This is a genomic window from Dactylosporangium siamense, from assembly GCF_016862795.1.
Lineage (GTDB): Bacteria > Actinomycetota > Actinomycetes > Mycobacteriales > Micromonosporaceae > Dactylosporangium > Dactylosporangium siamense.
Genome location: NZ_BONQ01000016.1, coordinates 33,667 through 57,366, shown reverse-complemented (window position 1 = coordinate 57,366; position 23,700 = coordinate 33,667). Strand labels below are relative to the sequence as shown.

Genomic DNA, 23,700 nt, shown 5'->3' with positions numbered 1-23,700 from the left:
TGACTACACCGTAGCCCACCCCACCTAATCACCGGCGTGTCGCGTAGCCGGCTCATTACACGATGTAGAACGATCGCTGCGGGGTGCGGACTGGACGTTGTGCGGTGCCGGCACCCACTCGCTGGCGACGATCTCTCGTCGCGAGCCGATCCCCCGGCCGCCTCACCGTACCGGTCACGCAGCCGCGCGGGTCCGGCGCCTCCACTCTCCGCCCTACGAGTGGATCTTCGCGGTGATCGAAGACGCGCACGAGCCGTGGACACGGCACGACTTCGATCTGCGAAAGGCGGCGGTGGCGCGACAAACGGAAGGATTTCCGGCGTCAGGAGCCCGGGGATCCTTCCGGTTGTGGGAATCTGGCAACGATTTCGGCGTGCCCGGCGCCGCCGAGCTCTGGATCGGTCTCGTTGCCCGCGTGTTCCGCACCGTGGGTGGGTCTCCCGGTGATCGAAGTCGCCCCAGGGCCGTCCGGGCGACCAGCCGGCGACTTCGATCTGCGGCAAGATCGTTTTCCCCGGCGGGGCGGTCGGGCGGGGCCGACGTTGGCCAATTCCGCGGGCTGCGGCAACCGTCGAGCCGGCGGTCATGGGGTGTCGGGGGTACTGAGCGCGACCGTCAGCAACAGCACCCACTCCGGGTCGCGGAGGCGGTCGCCGTACAGCTCGCGCAGCCGCGCGACCCGGTACCGCACCGTCTGCGGGTGGACGAACAGCTCGGCGGCCACCTCGTCGCGGCGGCCCTGGTGCAACAGCCAGCTGCGCAGGGTCTCCACGAGTTTGCCGACCGTGGAGGCCCGCTCGGCGGCGAGCGGCGCCAGGGCCCGCTCGCGCAGGTCGGCCAGGGCCCGCGGGTCGGCCGAGACGACCAGCGCGACCAGGTGCTCCTCCGTGTCCAGGGAGCCGCCGCCGGGGAACAGCCGGGACACCCGCACGGCCCGGTCGAAGGAGTGCCGGGCCAGGGACCAGGGCACCGGCGGGCCGGTGACCGCGTCGTGCCCGGCGAGCAACCGCAGCAGGTGGCCGCGGGCGGGCCCGTGCGCGTCGGGCACGAGCAGCACCGACGTGTCGCGCAGGTGCTCCACGGTGGTCTGCAGGGTCCGGCGGTCGAGCCGGTCGACGACGGGGCGGGCGGCCCGGATGTCGCTGTCGGGCAGCAGGACGGCGGTCAGCGTCTGCGGCGGCGTCCATTCGGCGGCCTCCGCGGCGGCCGCGGCCGCGGCGACGGTCTGTGCGGGCTCGCCGGCCAGGAGGCTCTGTGCGAGCCGGTCCAGCGCACGGCGGCGGGCCCGGCCGGAGGTCGCCAGCTCGTCGGAGTGGCCGGTGACGCTCGCCGCGGACAGCTCGTCGATGTAGGCGAAGACCAGCTCGGCGAACCGGGCCACGGCCGGCGCGCCCATCCCGGCGGCGACGGTGACCGCGGCCAGCTCCCGCCAGGCGACCCGGGCGCCGACCCGGTAGGCGGCGAGGAGCGCGTCGAGGCTGCGGCCGGAGCGGGCCTCGCCCCGGCCGAGCGCGTACGCACCTTCGAGGGACGCCGCGAGGGGTGAGGGGCCGGCCTTGCGCGACGCGAGGTTGAGGAAGCCGCCGAGGGCGCCGCGGACCGCCATCTCGATCTTGGTGCCCATCTCGCCGGTGAGGGCGCCGGCATACGCTGGGACCTCGGCGACGATGGCGGCGACGGCGTGGCCGGCGACCTCGGGCAGGGCGTGGCGCAGTGACTCGGCGGCGCCGGTGGGGAGCCGGAACGCGTCCAGAGCGCTTGTTTTGTCTTCGGCGAACAAGAATCGCGCCTCGATTCACGCGTCCCGGTCATGATTTTGTGCTCAGGACTCCATCATGCTGGACGCATGGCCGCTACCCAAGCCCTCCGCGCCGGTGCCTGGCGGGTCGTCGAGCTCCTGACGACGCCGCTGGTGCCGGCCGACTACCTCGACGTGGTCGCGCCGTTGCGCAACCGCGAGGTGCTGCGGGCCAAGGTCGTGGCGGTCCACCCGGAGACCGACCGGGCGGTCACCCTCACCCTGCGGCCGGGACGCGGCTGGCGGCGGCACGAGCCCGGGCAGTACCTGCGGCTCGGCGTCGACGTCGACGGTGTCCGCCTCTGGCGGGCGTACTCGCTGACCAGCGCGCCGCACCGGCCCGACGGGCTGCTCACGGTCACGGTCACGGCGGTCGACGGCGGTGCGGTCAGCCGGCACCTCCTGGCGAAGGCACGACCCGGCATGCTCCTCGGCCTGGAGCGCCCGGCGGGCGACTTCACCCTGCCCGCGCAGGACCCAGGGAAGGTGCTGTTCGTGACGGCGGGCAGCGGCCTCACCCCCGTGATGGGCATCCTGCGGTCGCGAAGCCTCAGCGACGCGGTGCTCGTGCACTCCGCACCCACCGAAAACGACGTCCTCTTCAGGGACGAGTTGCGCGCCCTTGCCCGAGAAAAAAGCATCCAGCTGGTCGAACGGCACACCCGCGCCGACGGCCGGATGCAACCGAGCGACCTCGAAACAGCGGTGCCCGACCTCGCGGAGCGGCACACCTGGGCCTGCGGGCCCAACGCGATGCTGGACGAGCTCACCGGGCACTGGGCAGGCCTCGGCAAGGCCGGACAGCTGCACGTCGAACGGTTCCGACCGGCGGTCACAGCCACGGGCGACGGCGGCACCGTGACGTTCCTGCGCTCCGGCAAGGCCGTCGAGAGCACGGACGGCGCGCCGCTGCTGGAGGCCGGGGAGGCCGCCGGGGTGCTCATGCCGTCCGGGTGCCGGATGGGCATCTGCTTCAGCTGCGTGCTCCCCCTGCGCGAGGGTGCCGTGCGCGACCTGCGCGACGGCCGCCTCACCACCGCCACCGAGGGCGACAACGTCCTCGTGCAGACGTGCATCTCCGCCGCGGCCGGCCCGTGCCGCCTCGAAATCTGAGCTCGAAATCCAAGAAGGGCCCACCAGAACAGTGACCACACTCCAGCGCAAGCCCGTCAACCCGGTCGGTCACCTCACCGCCGAGGACGTCGAGGCGATCGGCCGTGAGCTCGACGCCATCCGCGACGAGGTCATCACCAGTCGCGGTGAACGCGACGCGGCCTACATCCGGCGGGTCATCAAGGTGCAGCGCTGGCTGGAGCTCGGCAGCCGGGGCGTGCTGCTGTTCTCGATCCTGCCGCCGGCGTGGCTGGTCGGGACCGCGGGCCTGTCGGTGGCGAAGATCCTCGAGAACATGGAGATCGGGCACAACGTCATGCACGGCCAGTGGGACTGGATGCGTGACCCGAAGATCCATTCGACGACGTGGGAGTGGGACAACGCCTCGCCGTCGGAGCAGTGGAAGCACTCGCACAACGAGCTGCACCACACGTACACCAACGTCATCGGGCGCGACAACGACCTCGGCTACGGCATCATGCGGGTCGACGAGGACCAGCGCTGGCACCCGATCCACCTGGGCCAGCCGCTGTGGAACTTCGTCAACGCGTGCTTCTTCGAATACGGCATCGCCGCCTACGACCTGGAGCTCGGCAAGAACCTCGCGACGAAGAAGCGCCGGAAGAGCCCGCAGTTCAAGGCAGGCGTGAAACAGGTGCTGCGCAAGATCGGCCGCCAGGTGACGAAGGACTACGTGCTGCACCCGCTGCTGTCGGGCCCGTCGTTCCTGCACACCATCGCGGCCAACGCGACCGCGAACCTGGTCCGCAACCTGTGGACGCACTCGGTCATCATGTGCGGGCACTTCCCGAAGGGCGTGGAGACGTTCGAGAAGACCTCGATCGAGGGTGAGACCCGCGGCGAGTGGTACCTGCGGCAGATGCTCGGCTCCGCCAACATCTCCGGCGGCCGGCTGATGCACATCATGACCGGCAACCTGTCGTTCCAGATCGAGCACCACCTGTTCCCGGACCTGCCGAGCAACCGCTACCAGGAGATCGCGCCGAGGATCCAGGACCTCTTCCAGCGGTACGGGCTGAGCTACACCAGCGGCCCGATGCCCAAGCAGGTCGGCTCGGCGTGGGCGAAGGTCTTCCGCCTCGCGCTGCCGAACCGCCGGACCGCGCTGCCGGCGGTGGCACCGGAGCGCGAGCCGGTGGGCGTCGCATGAAGCAGAAGCTCAGACTCTGTCGTCCGGGCGGCCCTTGCCGATCCGGCGAAGGTAGTGGTCGACGGCCGCCTTGTCGTAGCCTCGCCAGGGGGCCGAGGGGAAGCTGACCGCGTTCGCCGCGGCGAGGGCCTTCGCCCGCCGGGAAGGGTCGCCAGACTCCAGCTCGGCCGTGTTGGTCGCGATGAAGGCGTCGACCCGCGCCCGGTCGTACCCGCCGAACTTGACCGGAAATTCACTCATGTTCCCAGTCTGCGCCCCGGGACCGGGATACGCCACGATACGGTGCCCCGATGACCCGGCGGTTCGAAGAGCTCGACTGGCAGCAGACCCCGATCGGCGAGGTCAGCCTCCGCCGTCGGCGGGATCCGTCCCTCGAGGTCGAGGTGTACGAGGTGAAGCTCGGCGACGAGTACCTGATGTCCAGCCTCTTCACCGTCGCCGAGGTCGCCCTCGCGACGCTGGGGCTGGCCGCGCTGCCCGGCGGTCCGCTCCAGGTCGTCGTCGGCGGGCTCGGCCTCGGCTACACCGCCCACGCCGCCCTCGAAGACCTGCGGGTCGAGTCGCTGCTGGTCGTCGACTACCTGGACGCGGTCATCGGCTGGCACCGGCGCGGCCTGCTCCCTCTGAGCGCCGCGCTGACCGACGACCCGCGCTGCCGGCTCGTGCACGGCGACTTCTTCGCCCTCACCGCCGGCGACGACGGCTACGACCCGGCCGCGCCGGGCCGCCGCTTCGACGCGGTGCTGCTGGACATCGACCACTCCCCCTCGCACCTGCTGCACCCCGGCAACGGCGGCTTCTACACCGTGGCCGGGCTCCAGCGCCTCGCCGGGCACCTGCGCCCCGGCGGGGTGTTCGGGCTGTGGTCCAACGACCCGCCGGACGACGCGTTCACCGCCACCCTCGCCGAGGTGTTCGCCGGTGCCCGCGCCGAGGTCGTCGCGTTCGACAATCCCCTGCAGCGCCGGCAGTCGACGAACACCGTCTACGTCGCGCACCTCAACTGACGGTGCAGGCCGTGCCGTTGAAGGTGAAGGCGGCCGGGCGGGCGTTGCCACCGGTGTAGCCGGCTGTGTAGCTGGCAAGGAACCCGAAGTTCACCGCGGCGCCGGCCCCGACGGTGCCGTTCCAGGCGGCGTTGGTGGCGCTCACCGCGGCGCCGGCCTGGGTGACCGTCGCCCCCCACGCCTGGTTGACGCGCTGGTCACCGGCGAACGTCCAGCGCACCGTCCAGCCGTTCACGGCGGCACCGGTGTTGGTGACCGTGACGTCGCCGACGAACCCGCCGCCCCAGTCGTTGGTGGTGTACCGCACGACGCACCCGGCCGGCCCACCCTGCGAGGGTGACGCGGACGGTGACCGCGACGCGGACGGCGACACCGAGCGGGACGCGGACGGCGACACCGAGCGGGACGCGGACGGCGACACGGAGACGGATGCCGAGGCCGACGCCGACGCCGACGCCGACGAAGACACCGGCGGGCCCTCGGTCTCGATCGTGACGTCGTCCAGGTACAGGTCGCCGGTCGTGTCCGTGGTCTCCAGGTACACCGACAGCGCCGTCGCGCCGGGCAGGAACAGGTAGTCGCCGCGCAGGAGGGTCCACGACGTGCCGATCGCCGTGTTGGCGCTGACGTTCTCGTAGCGGGTCGCGGTGCCGTTCTGCCGTTGCATGCTGAGCCGGGCGGTGCCCGTGCCGGACGCCGTGCGCGCCCATGCGCTCACCGTGTACAGCTTCCCCGGCGCCAGCAGGTCCAGCACCGGACGGGTCGGGCCCTGCCACGTCGCGGTCCGCCCGGACGACAGCACGCTGCCGGTGCCGCCGTGCGCGACCGTCGTTACCTGTGTCGTGACCTCGCTGCCGCGGGAGCCCCAGCCGGCCAGGCCGCTCTCGAACGGATACGCCGCCACGCTCACCAGGCTCGGCACGGGCGGCGGCGCCGGGACGGTCGCGGTGCCGCCGAGCGCCTCGACCACGGCCGTGTACGCGGGCCTGGCCCGCCACTGCTCGTCGAACAGCAGGGCCGCGCCGTAGCCGGGGAAGAACGCGGGGATCCACGAGTCGACCTCGCCGACGCCCCACGTCGTCACGCCGGTGCAGCCGGCGACGGCGGCGCACGCCCCGACGACCGCGCGGTAGTCCGCGGCCTGCTGGGTCAGCTCGGCGGTGTCGGCGGGCAGCGGGATCCGCACGTCGAGCTCGGTGATCTCGACCTTCAGCCCGAGCGCGGTGAACCGCTCGATGTTCTGCCGCAGCGTCGACGGGACCTGCCCGACGATCAGGTGCGCCTGCAGGCCGACCCCGTCGATCGGGACGCCGGCCGCCTGCAGCCGCTGCACGAGGTTGTACAGGCCGGTGCTCTTGGCGTTGACGCCCTCGACGTTGTAGTCGTTGATGAACAGTTTCGCGGCCGGGTCGGCGGCGCGGGCGGCGGTGAGCGCGTCGGCGATGTAGGACTCGCCGAGCCGCGTGTACCAGACCGAGGAGCGCAGCGTCCCGTCCTCGTTGAACGGCTCGTTCACCACGTCCCACTGCGCGACGTCGCCGGCGAAGTGCCCGGCGACCCCGGTCACGTGGTCGATGAGCACCTGCCGTTGCGCGGCGGCGGTGCGGTCCGTGCTCACCCACGACGGCAGCTGGCTGTGCCACACGAGGGTGTGCCCGCGCAGCCGCTTGCCGGTCGCGGCGGCGTAGTCGGCGATGGCGTCGGCGGCGGCGAAGTCGAACTGGCCCTGCGTGGGCTCGGTGGCGTCCCACTTGCCCTCGTTGCCCATCGTCACCGAGTTGAACTGGGTGTCCGCGACCTGCCGCCACTGGCTCGACGCGAGGGTCCTGACCCCGGCCGCGGTGCCGATGTGGAAGCCGCGCGCGGTCGCGACCTGCGCGAGGGTCTGCCCCGCCGACGCGGCGAGCACGGGCAGCACGGCCGCGACCAGCGCGCCGGCGGCGGCGACAACGGCCACGGTCCGTGCGTGGCGGGTCCATGATCGATGGTTCATGCCGGTCACTCCCAGGGTTTGGTACGGCGGCGCCCACGAGAGCACGCGCACCCGTCCCGGGACAACCCGCCGCCGCCCCGGGCCCAGCTCACCGCGCCGCCGGCAGTGAAAGATGCACACCCTTCCATGATCCCGAAGACCTCGGGCACCCCTGGGTACACAAACCCTTCCGGATCATGAGGCCAGGGACTTCCGTGATCCGGAAGAGGTTGGGCAGTCCTGGGTGCACCAGGTCTTCGGGATCACGGGGCGGGGTCATGAGGGGAGGTCGGCGAGGGTGGGTGGGTCGGCGCCGCGGCGGGCGCAGGTGATGCCGGCGACCTGGGACGCGAACGTGAGCATGGCCGCGAGGCCCGAGCCGTCGATCCCGGCCAGGCGGTCCCGGTTGGCGGCGCCGAGCAGGCCGGCGGCGCCGCAGGCGTGCAGCAGCCCGGCGGTGAACGCGTCCCCGGCGCCGACGGTGTCCACCACCCGCACCGGCATCGGCGCCACGCTCACCGCGACCCCGGCGGTGCTGCCCCAGGCACCGTCGGCGCCGAGGGTCACCACGACGAGCCGGGCGCCGAGCGCGAGCCAGGCCCGGCCGATCTCGTCGGGCCCGCGTCCCGGGTACAGCCAGGCGAGGTCCTCCTGGCTGACCTTCACGACGTCGCTGAGCGCGACGAGCCCCTCGACCCGCGGGACGGCGGCGGCGGGGTCGCCCATCAGCGACGGCCGGCAGTTGGGGTCGTAGCTGATGGTGGCGGCGGCGGACCGCATCAGCGCGGCGACGTGTGCCGCGCCGGGTTCGAGGAACGTGGCGATCGACCCCGTGTGCAGGCAGGCCACCGCCGGGTCCACAGTGGACGCGCTGGGTGGGAGGGCCCGCCAGGCGATGTCGAAGGTGTAGTCCGCCTGGCCGTCCGGCCCGAGCCTGGTGTGCGCGGTGCTCGTCGGGGTGGCGTCGAGGCGGGTGCCGGGCGCCAGTCGTACCCCATTGGCGGCGAGGAAGTCGAGCACCAGCCGGCCGTGCGGGTCGGCGCCGAGCTGGGTGAGGAGGCTGACGTCGGCGCCGAGGCGGGCCAGGGCGACGGCGACGTTGGCGGGGCTGCCGCCGGGATACGCCGAAGGCCCGCCCGGTGGACCCTCGATCAGGTCCACCAGGGCCTCACCGACCACGGTGATCACGCACCACCCCCGACGCGGCCGGGCGTCTCGTCCAGGGTCGTGGCACCGGTCATGATGGCGACCGCCTCCGACATGGTGTGCGACTGCGGGGTGATGAGCCCGCCGCAGCGGCCGAGACGCTGGATGTGGATGCGGTCGGCGACCTCGAACACGTGCGGCATGTTGTGGCTGATCAGGATGACCGGCAGCCCCCGGGAGCGGACCTCGCCGATCATCTTGAGCACCTGGTTGGACTCCCGGACGCCGAGCGCGGCGGTCGGCTCGTCCAGGACGATCACCTTGCTGCCGAACGCGGCGGCCCGCGCCACCGCGACCGCCTGGCGCTGGCCGCCGGACAGCGTCTCGACCGGCTGGGCCATGTTCTGCAGGGTGCCGATGCCGAGGTCGGCGAGGGCCTGGCTCGCGTCGCGGCGCATGCCCTTCTTGTCGAGCATCCGCAGGACCGAGCCGAGCGGCCCCGGCCGCAGCCGCTCCCGGCCGAGGTACAGGTTGCTGGCGATGTCGAGGGCTGGCGCGACCGCGAGGGTCTGGTACACCGTCTCGATGCCGGCCTCACGGGCGTCCTGCGGCCGTTTGAACTGCACCGGCTGCCCGTCCAGCGACATCGAACCGGCGTCGGGGACGAGCGCGCCGGTGAGGCACTTGATGAGGGTCGACTTGCCGGCGCCGTTGTCGCCGATGACGGCGAGGACCTCACCGGGGAACAGGTCGATGTCGACGCCGTCGAGCCCGACGACCCGGCCGAACGTCTTCACCAACCCCCGGGCGGACAAAACGGGCGTCATACTCGTGTTCATGCGCGGACCCTCCGGATCCACTGGTCGACGGCCACCGCCACCAGCACGAGCAGGCCGACGGCGAGGACGCGGTACTGGTCGTCGACGCCCGCCAGGGACAGGCCGCTGCGGAAGAAGCCGACGATGAGCGCGCCGAGCAGCGTGCCGAGGACCGCGCCCCGGCCGCCGAAGAGGCTGGTGCCGCCGATGACGACGGCGGTGATGCTCTCCAGGTTGGCGTCGGTGATCGCGTTGGGGCTGGCCGCGCCGGCCCGGCCGATGAGGATCCAGGCGGTGAGGCCGTAGATCGCGCCGGCGATGACGTACACGCTCACCAGGACCCGGTCGACCCGGATGCCGGCGAGCCGGGCGGCTTCCTTGTCGTCGCCGACGGCGTACACGTGCCGGCCCCACGCGGTGTTGGCGAGGGCGAAGCCGACCACGACGTAGAGGACGGCGACGAGCACGACACCGGCGGTGATGCGGAACCGGCCGACCGCGAACGTCTCCCCCGTCCAGTTGAGCAGGGCCGGCAGGTCGACGGCCTGCACGCTCTGCCCCCGGGTGTAGAGCAGCCCGATGGCGGTGAAGACGCTGAGCGTGCCGAGCGTGACGATGAACGGTGGCAGCCCGATGCGGGTGACGAGGGTGCCGTTGAGCGCGCCGGCGGCGACGCCGAGGGCGATCCCGACCAGCACCGCGAGGATCCCGGGCAGGCCGTTGCCCTCGGCGAGCTTCGCGGACAGCATCATCGCGAGGATCGTGACCGCGCCGACGGACAGGTCGATGCCGGCGGTGAGGATGATCAGGGTCTGCCCGACCGCGAGCGCGCCGATGACGGCGACCTGCTGCAGCACCAGCGACAGCGAGTTCGGCTGGGCGAACCTCGGGTTGATCATCGTGAAGACCGCGAAGGAGATGACGAGCACGAGGAACGGGCTGATGGCGGGGTACGAGTGCAGCACGTGCTGGACGCGTTGGACCGGCGAGCGCCGGCGCAGCGCGAACTGTTCCGCGGCGGTGGTGGCCGTCACGACTTGCCCCAGCACCGGTTCGCGCCCTCGGTGCTGTCGATGCTCTCCACACCGGCGGCCGGTTTGTCGGTCACCAGGGTCACGCCGGTGTCGAAGAAGTCGAGGCCCCCGCTGGTCTTCGGCTTCTCGCCGCCGGTCGCGATCTGCTTGACGGCCTTGATGCCGAGCTCGGCCATCTTCAGCGGGTACTGCTGGGAGGTGGCGTTGATGAGCCCGTCCTTGACCTGCTTGACGCCGTCGCAGCCGCCGTCGATCGACACGACGAGCACGTCCTTGGTGCCGGCGGCCTTGAGCGCCTTCTGCGCGCCGACCGCGGCCGGTTCGTTGATCGTGTAGACGACGTTGACCGCCGGGTTCTTCGTCAGGCACCGCTCCATCGCGGTGCGGCCGCCGTCCTCGGCGCCGTTGGTCGGCTCGTTGCACACGATGCTGTAGGTGCCGCCGGAGTAGCTGCCGGTCTTCGCCTCGTCACCGTTGCGCTTCTTGTCCTTGGCGTCGATCCCCATGCCGGTCAGGAAGCCCTGGTCCCGGTTGTAGTCCACGGACACGATCTTGTCGGTGAACAGGTCGAGCATGGCGATCGTGGCGGGCTTGCCGGCCAGCTGGGTGGCGGTCCACTTGCCGATGAGCTCACCGGCCTTGAAGTTGTCGGTGGCGAACGTGATGTCCACGGTGTTCGCCGGGTCCGGCGGGGTGTCCAGGGCGATGACGTAGAGCCCGGCGTCGCGGGCCTTCTTGATCGCCGGGTTGACGCCCGGCCCGTTGGGGGTGATGAGGATGCCCTTGTCGCCGCGGGCGATGGCGTCCTCGATCGCCTGCACCTGGCCCGCCTCGTCGCCGTCGGCCTTGCCGGCGGCGATGGTCAGCTTGACGCCCTCGGCCGTCGCGGCCTGCTTCGCGCCGTCCTGCATCGTGACGAAGAACGGGTTGGTCGAGTTCTTCGTGATCAGCGCGACCGACACCTGGTCGCTGCCGCTGTCGTCACCGCACGCGGCGGTGAGCCCACCGGCCACCATCGCGGCAGCGAGCAACCCCGCCGCCGTTCGGTTGCGTTCGATCATGTCAACTCCTCAGACTCGTTTGACAACGATGTCAAGGAGTGTCAACCCGCCTCATCATGATTGTCAATGTTGCCTAGGAAGTGCTCTTGGGATTCGTGGCCGCACTCTTGACATCGTTGTCAAATCGGGCCGGTTCGGGGAGACTGGGCGGGCCTGGCGATAATGTGGATGCCGATCTTCGCGAGGGAGTGCCGTGGACAGTGCCGCCCAGGTCGCCCGTGCCCGCCCGACCCTGCGCGACGTGGCGCAGCTGGCGGGGGTCAGCCCGAAGACCGTCTCCCGCGTCGTCAACGGCGAGCCCGGGGTCAGCCCGTCGAAGGCCGGCGCCGTCGAACGCGCGATCCGGCAGCTGGAGTACCGGCCCAACATCACCGCCAGCAGCCTGCGCCGCGCGGGCGGCCGCACCGCCGCCATCGCCGCCGTGCTCGAGGACGTGTCCAACCCGTTCTCCTCGGCCCTGTACCGCGCCCTCGAGGACGTCGCCCACGCCCGCGACGTGATGGTGTTCGCCGGCAGCGTCGAGGAGGACCCCGACCGGGAGCGCGCCCTCGTCCGCGCGTTCGCGATGCGCCAGGCCGACGCGATGCTGATCGTGCCGGCCAGCGACAACCAGGCGTACCTGACCCGCGAGGTGGTCGGCGGCACCCCGCTCGTCTTCGTCGACCGCCCACCCGTCGGCCTGCACGCCGACGCGGTCCTCGTCGACAACGAGACCGGCGCCGCCGACGCCGTGCGCCACCTCGTCGCCCACGGCCACCGCGACATCGCGTACCTCGGCGACCTGCGCACCATCGCCACCGCCCGGCGCCGCTTCCAGGGCTACAAGGAGGCCCTGAGCGACCACGGCATCCGGCCCGTGCACGTCGTGCACGACCTGCACACCTCGGAGGCCGCCGCGACCGCCTTCGGCGCGCTGCTGGACGGCCCCTCCGCGCCGACGGCGTGCTTCAGCGCGCAGAACCTCATCACCATCGGCGCGATCCGCGCGCTGCGCTCACGCGGGCTGCAGCACCGGGTCGCGATCGCCGGCTTCGACGACTTCCCCCTCGCGGACCTGCTGGAGCCGGCCGTCACCGTCGTGTCGCAGGACCCGTACCGGATGGGCCGGGTCGCCGCGGACCTGCTGTTCCGCCGCCTCGACGGGGAGGACTGGGAGCCCACCACCCATCTCGTCGACACGCGCCTGATCGTCCGGGGCTCCGGCGAGATCGCCGGGCCCGGTGGTGTGCGGTCCGCGTAGGGATTCCGAACTACCTGGTTGATTGGTGGCCGCCCGCGGTCACCAATCAACCAGGTAGTTCAAGATTTCCGTTCCGGAGCGCTGGTACCGACCGGTCCAGTGATCGATGGTTTTCGTTCTTTGGCTGAAGGCGGTGTTGTAGCACCGAATGGAAAGGTCCCGGACAGCGAGAGCAACGCTGCCCGGGACCCCGGATGACACCTGCGGTCAGCGACCGCCGAAGAAGTTGTTGCCCTGCATGCCGCCCTGCTGGCCGAGGCCGAAGCGACCGGCGAGGTTGGTGCCGGCGAGGGCGTCGTACGGCGGGACGAGCTCGGCCGGCTGGACCACCACGAAGCCCTCACCGGTGAACTGCATCTGCCAGCTCTCGCCGGTGTTGCCGCGCGGGCGCCAGACCGACGAGGACGTGACCGCCGCCTGCATGCTGACCTGCAGGCTCGAGGACCAGGCGATGACCGCGTCGGCGTCGGCGAAGTAGTAGTTGTTGGGGGTGACCCGCATGACCAGCGGCGCGCCGGTGGTGGTGACGGCGACCTTGCCGCGGCCGCCGATGTCGATGTTGTAGCCGCCGGCACCGGCGATCTGGACCTGCGAGTCGATGCGGACGATGTCCCAGCGCAGCTGGGTCTCGAAGGCGAGGATGTTGTTGCCGTCGACGGTGAGGCCGTCGCCGGTGAGGTCCAGGATGTGGATGTCCTGGGCCTGGTTGGCCAGGAACACCGTGCCGCTGCCGTGGACCTTCATCAGGTTCAGGCCCTCACCGGTGAAGTGCCGCGCGACGTGCGAGCCCCAGCCCTGATACTGCGAGTCGAAGTTGACGCCGCCCTGGTAGGCGACCATGGCACCCTTGCGGGCGAAGAACTCGCGCATGCCGGTGGCCTGCCCGAGGGTGGCCTTCAGCATCTTGCCGTTCTGCAGGGCGAACCGCTCGGTGCTCTGCACTTCCTGGTTGGCCAGCAATGAGCTCTGGTACATGTCTGTCTCCTCAGCCCCGGACCGCGAACGCGGGACGCGCGTCCTCGCTCGGCTGGACGATCACGAAACCCTGCCCGGAGAAACCGAGCTGGAACGACTCGCCGGAGCCGCGGCCGATGAGGTTGCCGAAGCGGGCGGTGCGCTTGGGGCTGATGCTCAACCCGTCGGTGAAGCCGACCAGCGCGTCGGTGTCCACATAGGTCGGTGCCTCGCGCGTGTCGAGGACCACGGGCGTGCCCTTGCTGGTCAGCGCGACCCAGCCGTTGCCGCGGATGACCACGTTGAACATACCCATGCCGGACAGCATGCTGACGCCCTTGACCCGCTCGATGGTCCACTGGAGGGTGGAGTCGAAGGCGAGGATGTTCTTGCCGTTGACGGACAGGCCCTCGCCGGCGAGCTGCACGACGATGACCTCCTTGCCGTAGTCGGCGAGGTAGAGCTCGCCCTGGCCGGTCGCGGTCATCAGCGGCACGCCCTCGCCGGTCGCCCAGGACCGGGCCATCTGGCCGAGCTGCGGCGGGTTCGGGTTGAAGTCGATCAGGCCCTCGTAGGCGATCATCGAACCGGTGCGGGCCATCAGGTCCTGGCCCGGCCCCATGATGACCTTGGCGATCTTGCTGCCGTGAAGGCTCATCCGGTCCCGGACCTGCGTCTGGCCATAGTGTTGGAGCAGCGGACTCTGCACAGCGTCCCCTTTCAGACCTCGTAGGGCTGGACCACGACGAAGTGGCCCTGCATTCCCATGAACTGGAGCGCGACGGACTCGCCGCTGGCCCCGGCGTAGATCTGCCGGGACACCCTGACCTGCGTCGACACCGCGACCCGCATGCCCGCGGTCCAGGCGACCACGGCGTTCATGTCACCGAACGTCGGACCCTGGCACTGCAGCGTGACCGGCGTGCCCTTGGTCATGACGATCACGGTGCCCTGTCCCCTGACCTCCAGGTGGAACATGCCGCCGCCGGGGATGCCCGGACTCTCGATCCGCTTGACCTCGGTCTGCAGGCTCGCGTCGAAGGCGAGCACGTTGTTGGCGTTGATGCACAGCGCCTGGCCCTGCAGCTCGACGACGTGCAGGTCGCTGGCGTTCTCGGCGAGGAACACCTCGCCCTGGCCCTTCAGCGTCATGAGCTTGAGGCCCTGGCCGGTCATCGCGCCCTCGAACATCGCCTTCAGGCCGCCGGAGCCCTTGTACTCGAACTCGACGTTGCCCTGGTAGGCGACCATGGACCCGCGCCGCGCGTGCGCGTCCGGGCCGAGGGTCACCTTGACCAGCTTGCTGTTCTGCTTCGTCCAGCGGCCGGTGGTCGGCGCCTCCCGGTACTTCTGGATGCTGTGCATGACGCCGGGCTGCACCCGCTCGGCCTGCGACGGCAGCGGCTCACCCGGGTAGCCGGGCTGACCCTGCGGCGGGTAACCAGGCTGCTGACCCGGCTGACCCTGCGGCGGGTACCCGGGCTGGCCCTGCGGCGGGTAACCAGGCTGCTGACCCGGCTGGCCCTGCGGCGGATACCCGGGCTGGCCCTGCGGCGCGAATCCGGGCTGACCCTGCGGCGGGTACCCAGGCTGCTGCGGCGGAGGCGCGAACTGCTGCGGCGGAGGCGGCGGCGGCGCGAACTGCTGGGTCGGCGGCGGCGGGGGCGGTGCGAAGCCCTGCTGTGGCGGCGGCCCGCCGGGCGGCGGCGCGAAGCCGGGGGCGGGACCGGCCGGCGCGGGGGCGGGCTCGTCGTCGACGTTGCCGCCGTAGGAGCGGATCAGGTCCGCGAGGCCTCCGGCGAAGCCCTGGCCGACCGCGCCGAAGCGCCAGACGCCCTTGCGGTACAGGTCGCCGATGATGATCGCCCGTTCGGTGCCGAAGTCGGCGCCGGTGAAGGCGTAGCGCATGACCTCCTGGCCGCCGGCGACGATGCGCAGGTAGCCGGACTGCAGCTGGCTGGCGGTGCCGGCCGTCTCGATCGCGGCGCAGAACGACAGCTTCGCGACCTTCTCCGGGACCGAGGTGAGGGTCGCCCGGAACGAGTCGGTGTCACCCGACTGCGGGCCGAGCTTCTGGATCGAGCCCTCGGGCGACTTCGGCTGGTTGAAGAAGATGAAGTAGTTGTCGTCCACGAGCTTGTCGTCGGCGTCCAGGCCGAAGCACGAGATGTCCCACGTGATCCCGGGAGCGTTCAACTGGATGCCTACATACAGATCATCTCCCGTGGTGAAGGACGAAATCGGGCTTTTCTGCCCCCGAGTGAATGTCTGAGACACGTGATCTCCTCGGCTACAACGACAGCGCGTCTGCGATCAACTTATAGCGGCACCGCACAAGTGGTGCCTGACAGTGCCGGATCATTGCCCGTCCGCCTGACGGGCGAGGCGGGCCAGGATCTCGTCGACGGCGGCGCTGCCCGTGGTCACGTCCGGCGTGAACGTCCAGGTCAGCCCCACCCAAGGGTCGCCCATGTGGTCGCCGGACAGGACCGGCAGACGCGCCATCGAGCGCCACACCGCCCCGACCATCGGACCGAGCGTCGAGGAGTCCTGCGGGTCGGCGACCATCAGCACGTGCACGCCCGCCTCGGGCCCCTCGTGGAGCAGGTACTGCAGCCGGTTGAAGGCGCTGTCGTCGAAGCCGTACGGGAAGTCGTGCAGCACGAGCAGCCGCCGCCCACCGTCGATGTCCTCGTACGGCGATCCCATCGCACCGGCGCGGATCGCCATCTGCACCAGGTCGACCCGCTCGACGAGCTGCTCCAGCATGTCGCCGAGCGCCTGCGGGGTCGCCGCGACCGGCACCGACCGCGCGGCACCGGGAGCACCGCCGAGGTCGTACGAGCGGCCGGCGGCACCGCCTCCGGCGAGGTCGACGACGGAGACGTTGAGCTGGCCCGGCGGGTGCGCGGCCAGCAGGCGCACGACGACCGAGCGGGCCATCGCCTGCGCGGAGGCCTTGTCGGCGCCGGTCGTGTCGATCCACAGCGGCCGCATCAGCGGCAACCGGAACAGCAGCGGGATGCGCAGCTCCGGGCTCTCCGGGACGTGGACGTCACCGACCCGGATGCCGGCCGTCATCGTCGCCGGCAGGCGCCAGTCCCGCCACCGCGGGCTGTCCCAGCCGGCCATCGGCGCCGGCAGGCCGGCCGAGAGCTCCCTGAGCTCGGCGACGAGCTGGTCGACGTCGCGGCGGCGGTCCGCCTCGGCGCGGCGCACGAGCTCGTCGTGCCGGCGGTCCGCCTCCGCGCGGGCCGCGGCCGTCTGCGGCGAGTTGCGCAGCCGCGGGTCGTTGAGCAGCTCGCCGACCTCGTTGTCGCGGCGCTGCTCGGCGTAGCCGATGGCGGAGCGCAGCGCGGACGTGGACCGGGCCGCGTCCTGGAAGATCGACCACACCTGCTGGTACTGGCGCTCCTCAAGGGGACCGCCGACCTCCGGCAGTGGCTGCTGCGGCTGCTGCGACGCGGCGGGCGCCGGCCCGCCGGTGCCCGGGAAGTGCGGCGACGGCGTGCCGGGGAAGTGCGGCGACGACGTCACGGGCGCCGGGGCCGGCTCCTCCTGCTCGACGTCGACGCCGTGGGCCGCGATCAGCTGCGCGAGGCCACCGGAGTAGCCCTGGCCGATGGCGCGGACCTTCCAGGCGCCGGCCCGGCGGTACAGCTCCCAGGCGATGACGGCCCGTTCCTCGCTGAGGCCCTGCATGGTGAAGGTCCCCACCTCGGCGCCGGTCGCCTCGACGAGCCGGGCGACCGGTGCGGGACCGGACCCGAACTTCGTCGTGCGGTCGTCGGGGCTGATCACCGCGATGACCCGGTCGACGTCGGCGGGGACCGCGGACAGGTCGATCTCGACCCGTTGCGCCCCGCCGGCGCCGCCGGTCAGCCACGTCAGCCCCGGCGCCGCCGGCTGGTTGTAGAAGACGAAGTCACCGTCGGACCGGACGCGTCCCGTCTCGGCGAGCAGCAACGCCGACAGGTCGACCGCGACGGCGGCGTCGACCATGATCCTGAGCTGCTGCGCCGCCAGGGGTGCGTTCTGCCCCTTGACGAAGACCAGCGTCATTAGCTTTTCCTCCTGATGCCGACGGACCTGGCTCCTGACTGCTGGGACTACAGGAAACGACCCAGCTGCGGGATCATCTCCAGCGGCTGCTTCGCGTTCTGCGGCTCGCCGATCGCCGTCATCTTCCAGCCGCCGCCGTCGCGGTGCAGCTTGGCCATGACCATGCCGGTGCTCGGCGTGCCGCCGGAGAGCGTATAGCGGGTCAGTTCCGCGCGGGTCGTCTCGTCCACCAGCCGACAGAACGCCGCCTCGATCTGCGCGAAGGTGTGCCCCTCGTACGAGGTCACCACGAAGATGATCGTGGTCACGTGGGCGGGCACCCGGTTGAGGTCCACGACGATCGACTCGTCGTCGCCGTCACCGGCACCGGTGCGGTTGTCGCCGGCGTGCTGGACGGAGCCGTCCTTGCTGCGCAGCTGGTTGAAGAACGCGATGTCGACCGGCTGGTGGTCGGCGAACAGGATCGCCGAGGCGTCCAGGTCGACCTCGGTCTCGCGGTTGCCGAACAGGCCACGCTTCTTGATCGGGTCCCAGCCGAGACCCATCCGGACCAGGCTGAGCGACGAGCCGTCCTGCTTGCGCAGCGAGACCCGCTGGCCCTTGCTGAGGTTGACCGGACCGCCGGGGCCGCCGACCGGGGCGTCCTGCGGCGGGGCGGCCGGCGGCGGCGGCGCGACCGGCGGCATCTGCTGGGTCGGCTGACCGTACGCGGGCGGGCCGGGCGGGGGCGGCGGCTGCTGGCCGTAGGCCGGCGGGCCGGGCGGCGTCGGCGGCTGACCGTAGGCCGGCGGGCCGGGCGGCATCGGCGGCACCGGCGGGTAGCCCTGCGTCGGCGGGTTGTGCTGCGGCACCTGCTGCCCGTATGCCGGCGTCTCCTGCGGGGGCGCGACGTGCGTGGGCGCGGTCTGCGCGGGCATCGTGTAGACGGGCGGGGCCGGCGGGGGCGGCGGGGTCACCGGCGGTGCGACCGGCGGCTGGGCCACGGGCGGCGCGACCGGCGGCGGGGCGGCCTGCGGCGCCGGGGTGGCGGCCGGGGCCGGGGAGTCGTCGACGGACACGCCGTGGTCGCGGATCAGGTCGGCGAGGCCGCCCGCGTAGCCCTGGCCGACGGCCCGGACCTTCCACTCGGCGTTGCGCCGGTAGATCTCCAGCGCGATGACGATGCTCTCCTGGTCCAGCCCGCTCACGACGTACTGGATGAGCTCGGTGCCGGCCTGGTCGAGGACCCGGGCGACGGGCGGCGCGAACTGCCCGAACCGCTGTCCGGTGCCGTCGACGCTGACCACGACGCGGACCTTGTCGACGTCGGCCGGGATCCCGGCGGTGGAGATCGAGGCCTCCCACTTGCCGCCGCCGGTGTCGCGGACCGAGAGGCCGGGGCCGGACGGCTGGTTGTAGAAGACGAAGTCGGCGTCGGACCGCACCTTGCCGGCCGGCGTCACCAGCAGCGCGGACAGGTCGGTGGCAACGCCGACCTCCACGACGACGCGCACGTCGTTGGCGGGCAGTGCGGTGTTCTGGCCCTTCACCAGCACGGTGGCCATGCTCTGTTCTCCTCTTGTCAGATGTCCGTCAAGGCCGACCGTCGCCGGTCCGCGCCACGTTCGTCAAGGCCGACCGTCGCCGGTCTGCGCCACGTACCAGTCCAGAATCTCGTCGCCGGCCGCCGCACCCGCGGATGCCGTGGTCCGGCAGTGCGGCGAGGTGAAGCCGGTGAGGTGCAGCTCCCCGTGCGCCGGTCGGATCGCCGCGTGCGCCGCCCGGAGCATGTCGGCGTCCAGCAGGGAGTCCCCGCCGGCGACGACCCGGTCCGCGCCCAGCCGCTCGGCGGCATGCGCCACCGCGGCGGCCTTGTCCAGGCCGGTGGGCAGAAGATACAGCTTCCGGCCCTGCAGCGAGACCCGCCAGCCGTTGATCCGTCCCCACTCGGCGGCCTCGTCGGCGAACGCCTCCAGCCACGGCTCGCGCCGCACGACGGTCAGGTAGATGAAGAAGTCCTCGACCCCGCGGACCGCGTCGAAGCCGCGCCGCTCGCGCCAGCGCTGCGCCTCCTGCCACACGGTGTCGTACGTGGCTCCGCGTTCGGCGAGGCGCCCCCGCACCTGCCGTTCCCAGCCGGCGTCGGACTCGCCGTCGACGAGCAGGCGGGCGCCGTTGCAGACGACCGCCGCGGCGGGCCGCTGCCCGGGCAGGCGCAGCCGCTGGTACTGCTCGACCGAGCGGGTCGTGGCGGGCACGACGACCCCGGCGTCTGCGAGGCCGGTCCACTGCCGCACGACCCTGGTCGTCATGTACGCGTACACCCGCGAACCGTCGACGTCGACGGGCACCAGGTCCTCGTCCGCCGGCCGGACCGGGCCGTGCGACATCGCCTTCTCGGAGAAGATCACGGTCCCGTCGAGGTCCGTGGCGACCACGGTCGTCACTGTGCGGCACCGCCCTTCGGCCGGATCAGGCCGACACAGGCATACGGCAGGTCGGCGACCTCGTCGACCGGCACGCCGGTGTCCTTGGCCAGCAGCAGGATGTGGCTGAGCTCGGCGCGGGCGTCGGGGCGGATCAGCACCCGCCACGGCGAGCGCCGCAGCAGCACCCTGGTCGTCTCGCCCACGCCGGGCTTGAGCAGGTTGATGTCGTCGAGGCCGTACTCCCCGGCGAGCCGGACCGCGATGTTCCAGCCGCTCCAGTCGGGGGTCCGGTCCGTGGCCGCGAGGACCGGCCAGTCGGCGGCGACCCGGGCGGCGACCGCCGGGAAACAGGCCTCGACCGCGTCCAGGAACAGCCCCGACACGTCGCCGGGGGCGAGCTCCCGGTAGAACTTCGCGCCGTGGAACTGGCCCGGGCCGATGTACCGGGCGTTGAGCACGGTGCGTGACACCAGGCCCGACACCGTCGAGTTGAGGCAGGCCGACGGGATGAGGAAGTCGTCGCGGGTGCCGAAGATCCCGGTGCAGCCGCCGGGGTCGGCGAGGACCGCCAGGGTCGGGTCGAAGGGGGTCCCGGCCAGGGCCTCGGTCAGTTCGCGGCAGATCGCGCCCTTGCCGGTCCAGCCGTCGACGAACATGACCCGCGCCGGGTCGTGGTGGCGGGCCAGGTGCCGCATCGCCTCGTCGTCGATGCCGCGACCTCGCACAATCGACACAGCGTAATGCGGCAGCTCCACGCCGTGTGCGAACTGCGCCCAGCGGCGCATGAGGATCCCGACCGGCGTGCCGGCCCGCGCCAGGGAGACCAGCACGGGTGTCCCGCGCGCGGCGATCACCAGCTCGGTGACGATCCCGACGGCGTGCGCGACCCGCTCCGCCGACGCGGCGAGGGCCTCGTGGAACAGCTCGAGGTATTCCGCCGTCGGCTGGTACTCGATCGGCAGGGACTCCGCGTAGTGGCCGGCCTTCGCCTGCATCATCGCCTCGCGCTCCTCCGCCGGCGCCTCCAGGGCGACGTGCGAGAGGTCGGTCAGCAGCCAGCTCACCTCGGCCGCGGCGTAGGAGGAGAACTCCGGGCCGTGCAGCGGTGGCGGGGGTGCTGCGGATGCTACCGGGTTCACCGGGTTCCTTCCTGCGGATCCTGTTCCGGCCGGAGGTCCGGGACGACCACGACCGTGACACCTTCGCAGACTCCGCGCAGCGCCGCCACCAGCCCCCCGGCTCCCCACAGCGCGGGGGTGTCGCCGGCGCGGTCGACGACGAGCACGATCCGGTCGAAGCCGGCACTGCGTCCTGGTGCGGCCACGTTGTACGCGAACCTGGCCTGGTCGGTGTCCACGCCGTCGTGCGCCGGGAACGTCAGCCTGGTGCGGATCGCGTAGCCGGGCGCGTCGACCGGCAGCACCGGCGACCGGGTCGTGGAGGAGAAGCGGACCGGGCCCGGCCGCAGCCCGGCCAGGGCGCGGGCCAGCAGCAGCGGCGCGTACATCAGCTCCTCGCTGCCCAGGACCAGCACGCTCGCACCGTCCGGCAGCCCGGCGGCGACCGTCCCGGCGAGCCGGTCGGCGACCTCGAGGAGCACCGGCCGGTGCGCGGCGGCGAACCCGTGCCGGCCACCCTCCGGCAGCCCCGCGGGCCAGTCCGCGTCGACCCTGGTCACCGGCGCGGCTCCGGTGGTCCCGGTGGTCCCGGGTGCGTCCAGCGACGCCACCAGGTCCCGGCTGCGCTCCAACACGCCGTCCGGCAGTTCGACCTCCCCGGCGGCGAGGGACACCACGTCGATGCGGGCGCCCAGCTGCTCGCCGAGCGCCGCGAAGCCGGCCCGGTCGGCATCGGTGCGCAGGTCGAGCAGCGCCGCGACGACGTACCGCTCGCGGGGTCGGACCGCGTGCAGCTCACGGATCGTGGCCTGGGCGGTGCGCCCGGTGGTCAGTTCGTCGTCGACGAGGACCAGCGGGCCGTCCCGGTCCAGCCAGGCCGGGTCGGCGGGCAGCAGCAGGTGCTCGGTGGCGTGGCTGTGCGTCTCGTCGAACCGGCCGAGCAGCGCCACGCCGGGCACGGGCCGCCGGGTGGAGTGCAGGTAGTCGGCGTCGGCGAAACTGTCGGCGACGACGTGGCCGAGGGAGGTGGCCGTCTCGGCGTACCCGACGACGAGGGGCGGCCCGGCGGGCAGCTTGACCTCCTGGAAGTCCACGGTCTCCCAGCCGTCGTCGGGCACGTCGGCGCCGAGGACCGCGGCGGCCCGCAGGTCCTCGGGGACGTCGGCGCCGAGGACTGCGGCGGCCCGCAGGCCGAGCAGCCGGCCGGCGGCGTAGATCGTGCGCGGGTCGGCCGGCACGTGCTTGCCCAGGACCGGCGACACCACCAGGTGCGCGCGGCGCGGGTTGCGCCGGACCGCGAGCCCCGCCAGGTCGGCGACCCGCAGGTCCCCGCCGGCGTCGGCGAGGCGCACCCCGAGGCGCTCGGTGACCCAGGTGCCCGGCCAGATCGGCATGTTCACGCGACGTGCTCCCTGCTGACGGCGGCGTCGAGGAAGTCCACGAACCCGAGGCCCTCCGCGGCCACCCCGAAGATCTCGGCGCGCACCAGGGTCCGCTCCGCCCAGGACAGGTGCGGCCGCACCTCGTTCATCTTGTTCATGTACACGCTGCGCAGGACGCCGCCGCCCCCGTCGCCCGCGTAGTCCTCGCAGATCGCCTTGGCGTCGCAGTACTCCTCGTGGCTGACGACGCTGAGCGCGTGCACCGCCGCCGCGTGGCTGGGGTGGATGACCGTCTTGCCGACCATGCCGTTGGCCTTGTCCAGCACGATCTCGCGGATCAGGCCGTCGAGGGACTGGCGCACCAGCTTCGTGCGCAGCATCGGGTCGTGGTCCTCGAACGGCGTGACCCGCAGCTGGGGCTTGAGCACCCGCTCCCCGCCGGAGAAGTACTCCCACACCGGACCCGTCACCTCATACCCCTTACCGCCCCGTCGCAACACGTTGACGATGTCGGTCAGGATCCCGGCGACCACGTTGACGTCCCACGCGGTCAGCTCCGCTGTCCGGCGCAGGGCGTAGATGCTGCTCAGATCGGTCGCGCCGACCCTCACTGCCAGGACCCGGTCGCGGTTGCTGTCGAGCATGTCACGGACGGCGAGCAGCGTCGGCATCCGGGTCTCCGCGTATGCGATCTCCGGAGTCTCCAGCACCGGCATCACGTACAGTGGCAGCCCGCTGCCGTCGGCGATCTCGCGGACCGCCTTCAGCCCGGCCTGACCCGACTCGTCGGGGCGGAACTTCGGCAGCACGAACCCGCTGAGGATCCGCAGGTCGTCACCGAGCCGGTCGGCCAGCCGGTAGATCTGGTCGGGGTTGCGGACGCGCACGAAGACCAGCGGGCCGCCGGCCTCCATCCGCGCGAGGCGGCGCAGCTGGTCGGCCAGGTTGAGCTCGGCCTCGTCGACCTCGCTGTCGCGGATCGAGTCCTCCAGGCAGCCGACCATGCTCATCACGCCCTCGGCGTGGCAGCGCACGATGTCCTCGGCCAGCCGCGGTCGCACGGCCGGCGAGTAGAGCGTCGCACCGAGCGCCATCGCGAGGGTCTCGGCCGGGCTGTCCTGGGAGAACTCCGTCGGCAGCCGGTGGAACAGCGCGTCGACGGACATCCCGACCAGGTGGGAGAAGTAGCGCACTCGGTGTCCTTTCTTCTCTGACCGGGCGGGAAAGCGGTGGCGGGGAACATGGCCTCCGCCAGTGTGCCCCGGTTCACCAGATAGACGGTGATCAACCTGGATGAACATCGTGAGGCCGCGGTCGCGGCAGGTAGTTTCGGCGCGGGTACGCCGACCGCGGGCCGTCCGTCCGGATGGATGGGCGACCCGCGGCGATGGTGCTCAGATCACAAAATACGAAGCG

The 23,700-nt window shown here is 72.0% G+C and carries 20 protein-coding genes; 4 read left to right on the top strand and 16 right to left on the bottom strand.

Annotated features, from left to right (window positions below; all coding sequences use genetic code 11):
• Positions 1-583: 583 nt before the first annotated feature.
• Positions 584-1,780 carry a PucR family transcriptional regulator gene (locus Dsi01nite_RS03815; RefSeq protein WP_373318720.1) on the bottom strand — a complete coding sequence of 399 codons (1,197 nt, stop codon included), beginning with the start codon at positions 1,778-1,780 and terminating at the stop codon, positions 584-586.
• 66 nt (positions 1,781-1,846) lie between these two features.
• Between Dsi01nite_RS03815 and Dsi01nite_RS03810 the strand changes: the two genes are divergently transcribed.
• Both Dsi01nite_RS03810 and Dsi01nite_RS03805 read left to right on the top strand, forming a co-directional pair.
• Complete coding sequence (locus Dsi01nite_RS03810) at positions 1,847-2,911, top strand: ferredoxin reductase (protein ID WP_203844592.1); 1,065 nt, start codon at positions 1,847-1,849, stop codon at positions 2,909-2,911.
• 31 nt (positions 2,912-2,942) lie between these two features.
• On the top strand, positions 2,943-4,082 hold the full coding sequence (locus tag Dsi01nite_RS03805; RefSeq protein ID WP_203844591.1) for a fatty acid desaturase family protein: 1,140 nt from the start codon (positions 2,943-2,945) through the stop codon (positions 4,080-4,082).
• A 9-nt stretch (positions 4,083-4,091) separates the two neighbouring features.
• Here the strand turns inward: Dsi01nite_RS03805 and Dsi01nite_RS03800 are convergent, their stop codons facing one another.
• Entirely contained in the window at positions 4,092-4,322 is a 231-nt protein-coding gene (locus tag Dsi01nite_RS03800) for a DivIVA domain-containing protein (protein WP_203844590.1), read from the bottom strand.
• Positions 4,323-4,372: 50 nt separating this feature from the next.
• Here Dsi01nite_RS03800 and Dsi01nite_RS03795 point away from each other — a divergent pair, with 50 nt between their 5' ends.
• Entirely contained in the window at positions 4,373-5,089 is a 717-nt protein-coding gene (locus Dsi01nite_RS03795) for a polyamine aminopropyltransferase (RefSeq protein ID WP_203844589.1), read from the top strand.
• Here Dsi01nite_RS03795 and Dsi01nite_RS03790 read toward each other — a convergent pair.
• From Dsi01nite_RS03790 to Dsi01nite_RS03770, 5 genes are all read right to left on the bottom strand, one after another.
• Complete coding sequence (locus Dsi01nite_RS03790; RefSeq protein ID WP_203844588.1) at positions 5,082-7,082, bottom strand: endo-1,4-beta-xylanase; 2,001 nt, start codon at positions 7,080-7,082, stop codon at positions 5,082-5,084. The two genes, Dsi01nite_RS03795 and Dsi01nite_RS03790, sit on opposite strands and share 8 nt — an antisense overlap.
• Before the next feature lie 255 nt (positions 7,083-7,337).
• Positions 7,338-8,249, bottom strand: coding sequence for a carbohydrate kinase family protein (locus Dsi01nite_RS03785; protein ID WP_203844587.1), 912 nt, complete (start codon positions 8,247-8,249; stop codon positions 7,338-7,340).
• Positions 8,246-9,046, bottom strand: a complete 801-nt coding sequence (locus Dsi01nite_RS03780; RefSeq protein ID WP_239135657.1) for an ATP-binding cassette domain-containing protein — start codon at positions 9,044-9,046, stop codon at positions 8,246-8,248. Before Dsi01nite_RS03780 ends, Dsi01nite_RS03785 begins: the two co-directional genes overlap by 4 nt.
• A complete protein-coding gene (locus Dsi01nite_RS03775) occupies positions 9,043-10,059 on the bottom strand; it encodes an ABC transporter permease (RefSeq protein ID WP_203844586.1) in 1,017 nt (338 codons plus the stop codon). Before Dsi01nite_RS03775 ends, Dsi01nite_RS03780 begins: the two co-directional genes overlap by 4 nt.
• Complete coding sequence (locus Dsi01nite_RS03770; RefSeq protein WP_203844585.1) at positions 10,056-11,120, bottom strand: substrate-binding domain-containing protein; 1,065 nt, start codon at positions 11,118-11,120, stop codon at positions 10,056-10,058. The genes Dsi01nite_RS03775 and Dsi01nite_RS03770 overlap by 4 nt, the downstream gene beginning before the upstream one ends.
• 193 nt (positions 11,121-11,313) lie before the next feature.
• Between Dsi01nite_RS03770 and Dsi01nite_RS03765 the strand changes: the two genes are divergently transcribed.
• Complete coding sequence (locus Dsi01nite_RS03765; RefSeq protein WP_203844584.1) at positions 11,314-12,360, top strand: LacI family DNA-binding transcriptional regulator; 1,047 nt, start codon at positions 11,314-11,316, stop codon at positions 12,358-12,360.
• A gap of 207 nt (positions 12,361-12,567) precedes the next feature.
• Here Dsi01nite_RS03765 and Dsi01nite_RS03760 read toward each other — a convergent pair whose 3' ends face one another.
• The 9 genes from Dsi01nite_RS03760 to Dsi01nite_RS03715 all read right to left on the bottom strand — a co-directional run bounded on the left by Dsi01nite_RS03760 (position 12,568) and on the right by Dsi01nite_RS03715 (position 23,477).
• Positions 12,568-13,335 (bottom strand): AIM24 family protein, encoded by a 768-nt coding sequence (locus tag Dsi01nite_RS03760; protein ID WP_203844583.1) that lies wholly within the window; start codon positions 13,333-13,335, stop codon positions 12,568-12,570.
• A gap of 10 nt (positions 13,336-13,345) precedes the next feature.
• Entirely contained in the window at positions 13,346-13,972 is a 627-nt protein-coding gene (locus Dsi01nite_RS03755; RefSeq protein WP_203844582.1) for an AIM24 family protein, read from the bottom strand.
• A gap of 62 nt (positions 13,973-14,034) precedes the next feature.
• Positions 14,035-15,591, bottom strand: a complete 1,557-nt coding sequence (locus tag Dsi01nite_RS03750) for a TerD family protein (RefSeq protein ID WP_203844581.1) — start codon at positions 15,589-15,591, stop codon at positions 14,035-14,037.
• A gap of 81 nt (positions 15,592-15,672) precedes the next feature.
• Positions 15,673-17,376: a TerD family protein gene (locus Dsi01nite_RS03745; protein ID WP_203844580.1), complete on the bottom strand. Its 1,704-nt coding sequence runs from the start codon at positions 17,374-17,376 to the stop codon at positions 15,673-15,675.
• 47 nt (positions 17,377-17,423) lie between these two features.
• Positions 17,424-18,920: a TerD family protein gene (locus Dsi01nite_RS57085; RefSeq protein WP_239135656.1), complete on the bottom strand. Its 1,497-nt coding sequence runs from the start codon at positions 18,918-18,920 to the stop codon at positions 17,424-17,426.
• Between the two features lie 63 nt (positions 18,921-18,983).
• The gene (locus Dsi01nite_RS03730) at positions 18,984-19,793 is read right to left on the bottom strand and encodes an HAD family hydrolase (RefSeq protein WP_203844579.1); all 810 of its coding nucleotides are present in this window, start codon (positions 19,791-19,793) and stop codon (positions 18,984-18,986) included.
• A gap of 5 nt (positions 19,794-19,798) precedes the next feature.
• Positions 19,799-20,923, bottom strand: coding sequence for a cysteine protease StiP family protein (locus tag Dsi01nite_RS03725; protein WP_203844578.1), 1,125 nt, complete (start codon positions 20,921-20,923; stop codon positions 19,799-19,801).
• A complete protein-coding gene (locus Dsi01nite_RS03720) occupies positions 20,920-22,296 on the bottom strand; it encodes a phosphoribosyltransferase family protein (RefSeq protein ID WP_239135662.1) in 1,377 nt (458 codons plus the stop codon). Before Dsi01nite_RS03720 ends, Dsi01nite_RS03725 begins: the two co-directional genes overlap by 4 nt.
• A 2-nt stretch (positions 22,297-22,298) precedes the next feature.
• Complete coding sequence (locus Dsi01nite_RS03715; RefSeq protein ID WP_203844576.1) at positions 22,299-23,477, bottom strand: HpcH/HpaI aldolase/citrate lyase family protein; 1,179 nt, start codon at positions 23,475-23,477, stop codon at positions 22,299-22,301.
• Positions 23,478-23,700 lie beyond the last annotated feature (223 nt).

Bases quoted from the DNA above. Each gene is read 5' to 3' on its own strand.
- Dsi01nite_RS03720 (WP_239135662.1), bottom strand. From the start codon at position 22,296: ATGCCGATCTGGCCGGGCACCTGGGTCACCGAGCGCCTCGGGGTGCGC.
- Dsi01nite_RS03810 (WP_203844592.1), top strand. From the start codon at position 1,847: ATGGCCGCTACCCAAGCCCTCCGCGCCGGTGCCTGGCGGGTCGTCGAG.
- Dsi01nite_RS03800 (WP_203844590.1), bottom strand. From the start codon at position 4,322: ATGAGTGAATTTCCGGTCAAGTTCGGCGGGTACGACCGGGCGCGGGTC.
- Dsi01nite_RS03780 (WP_239135657.1), bottom strand. From the start codon at position 9,046: ATGAACACGAGTATGACGCCCGTTTTGTCCGCCCGGGGGTTGGTGAAG.
- Dsi01nite_RS03755 (WP_203844582.1), bottom strand. From the start codon at position 13,972: ATGAGCCTTCACGGCAGCAAGATCGCCAAGGTCATCATGGGGCCGGGC.
- Dsi01nite_RS03760 (WP_203844583.1), bottom strand. From the start codon at position 13,335: ATGTACCAGAGCTCATTGCTGGCCAACCAGGAAGTGCAGAGCACCGAG.
- Dsi01nite_RS57085 (WP_239135656.1), bottom strand. From the start codon at position 18,920: ATGGCCACCGTGCTGGTGAAGGGCCAGAACACCGCACTGCCCGCCAAC.
- Dsi01nite_RS03795 (WP_203844589.1), top strand. From the start codon at position 4,373: ATGACCCGGCGGTTCGAAGAGCTCGACTGGCAGCAGACCCCGATCGGC.
- Dsi01nite_RS03745 (WP_203844580.1), bottom strand. From the start codon at position 17,376: ATGACGCTGGTCTTCGTCAAGGGGCAGAACGCACCCCTGGCGGCGCAG.
- Dsi01nite_RS03770 (WP_203844585.1), bottom strand. From the start codon at position 11,120: ATGATCGAACGCAACCGAACGGCGGCGGGGTTGCTCGCTGCCGCGATG.
- Dsi01nite_RS03790 (WP_203844588.1), bottom strand. From the start codon at position 7,082: ATGAACCATCGATCATGGACCCGCCACGCACGGACCGTGGCCGTTGTC.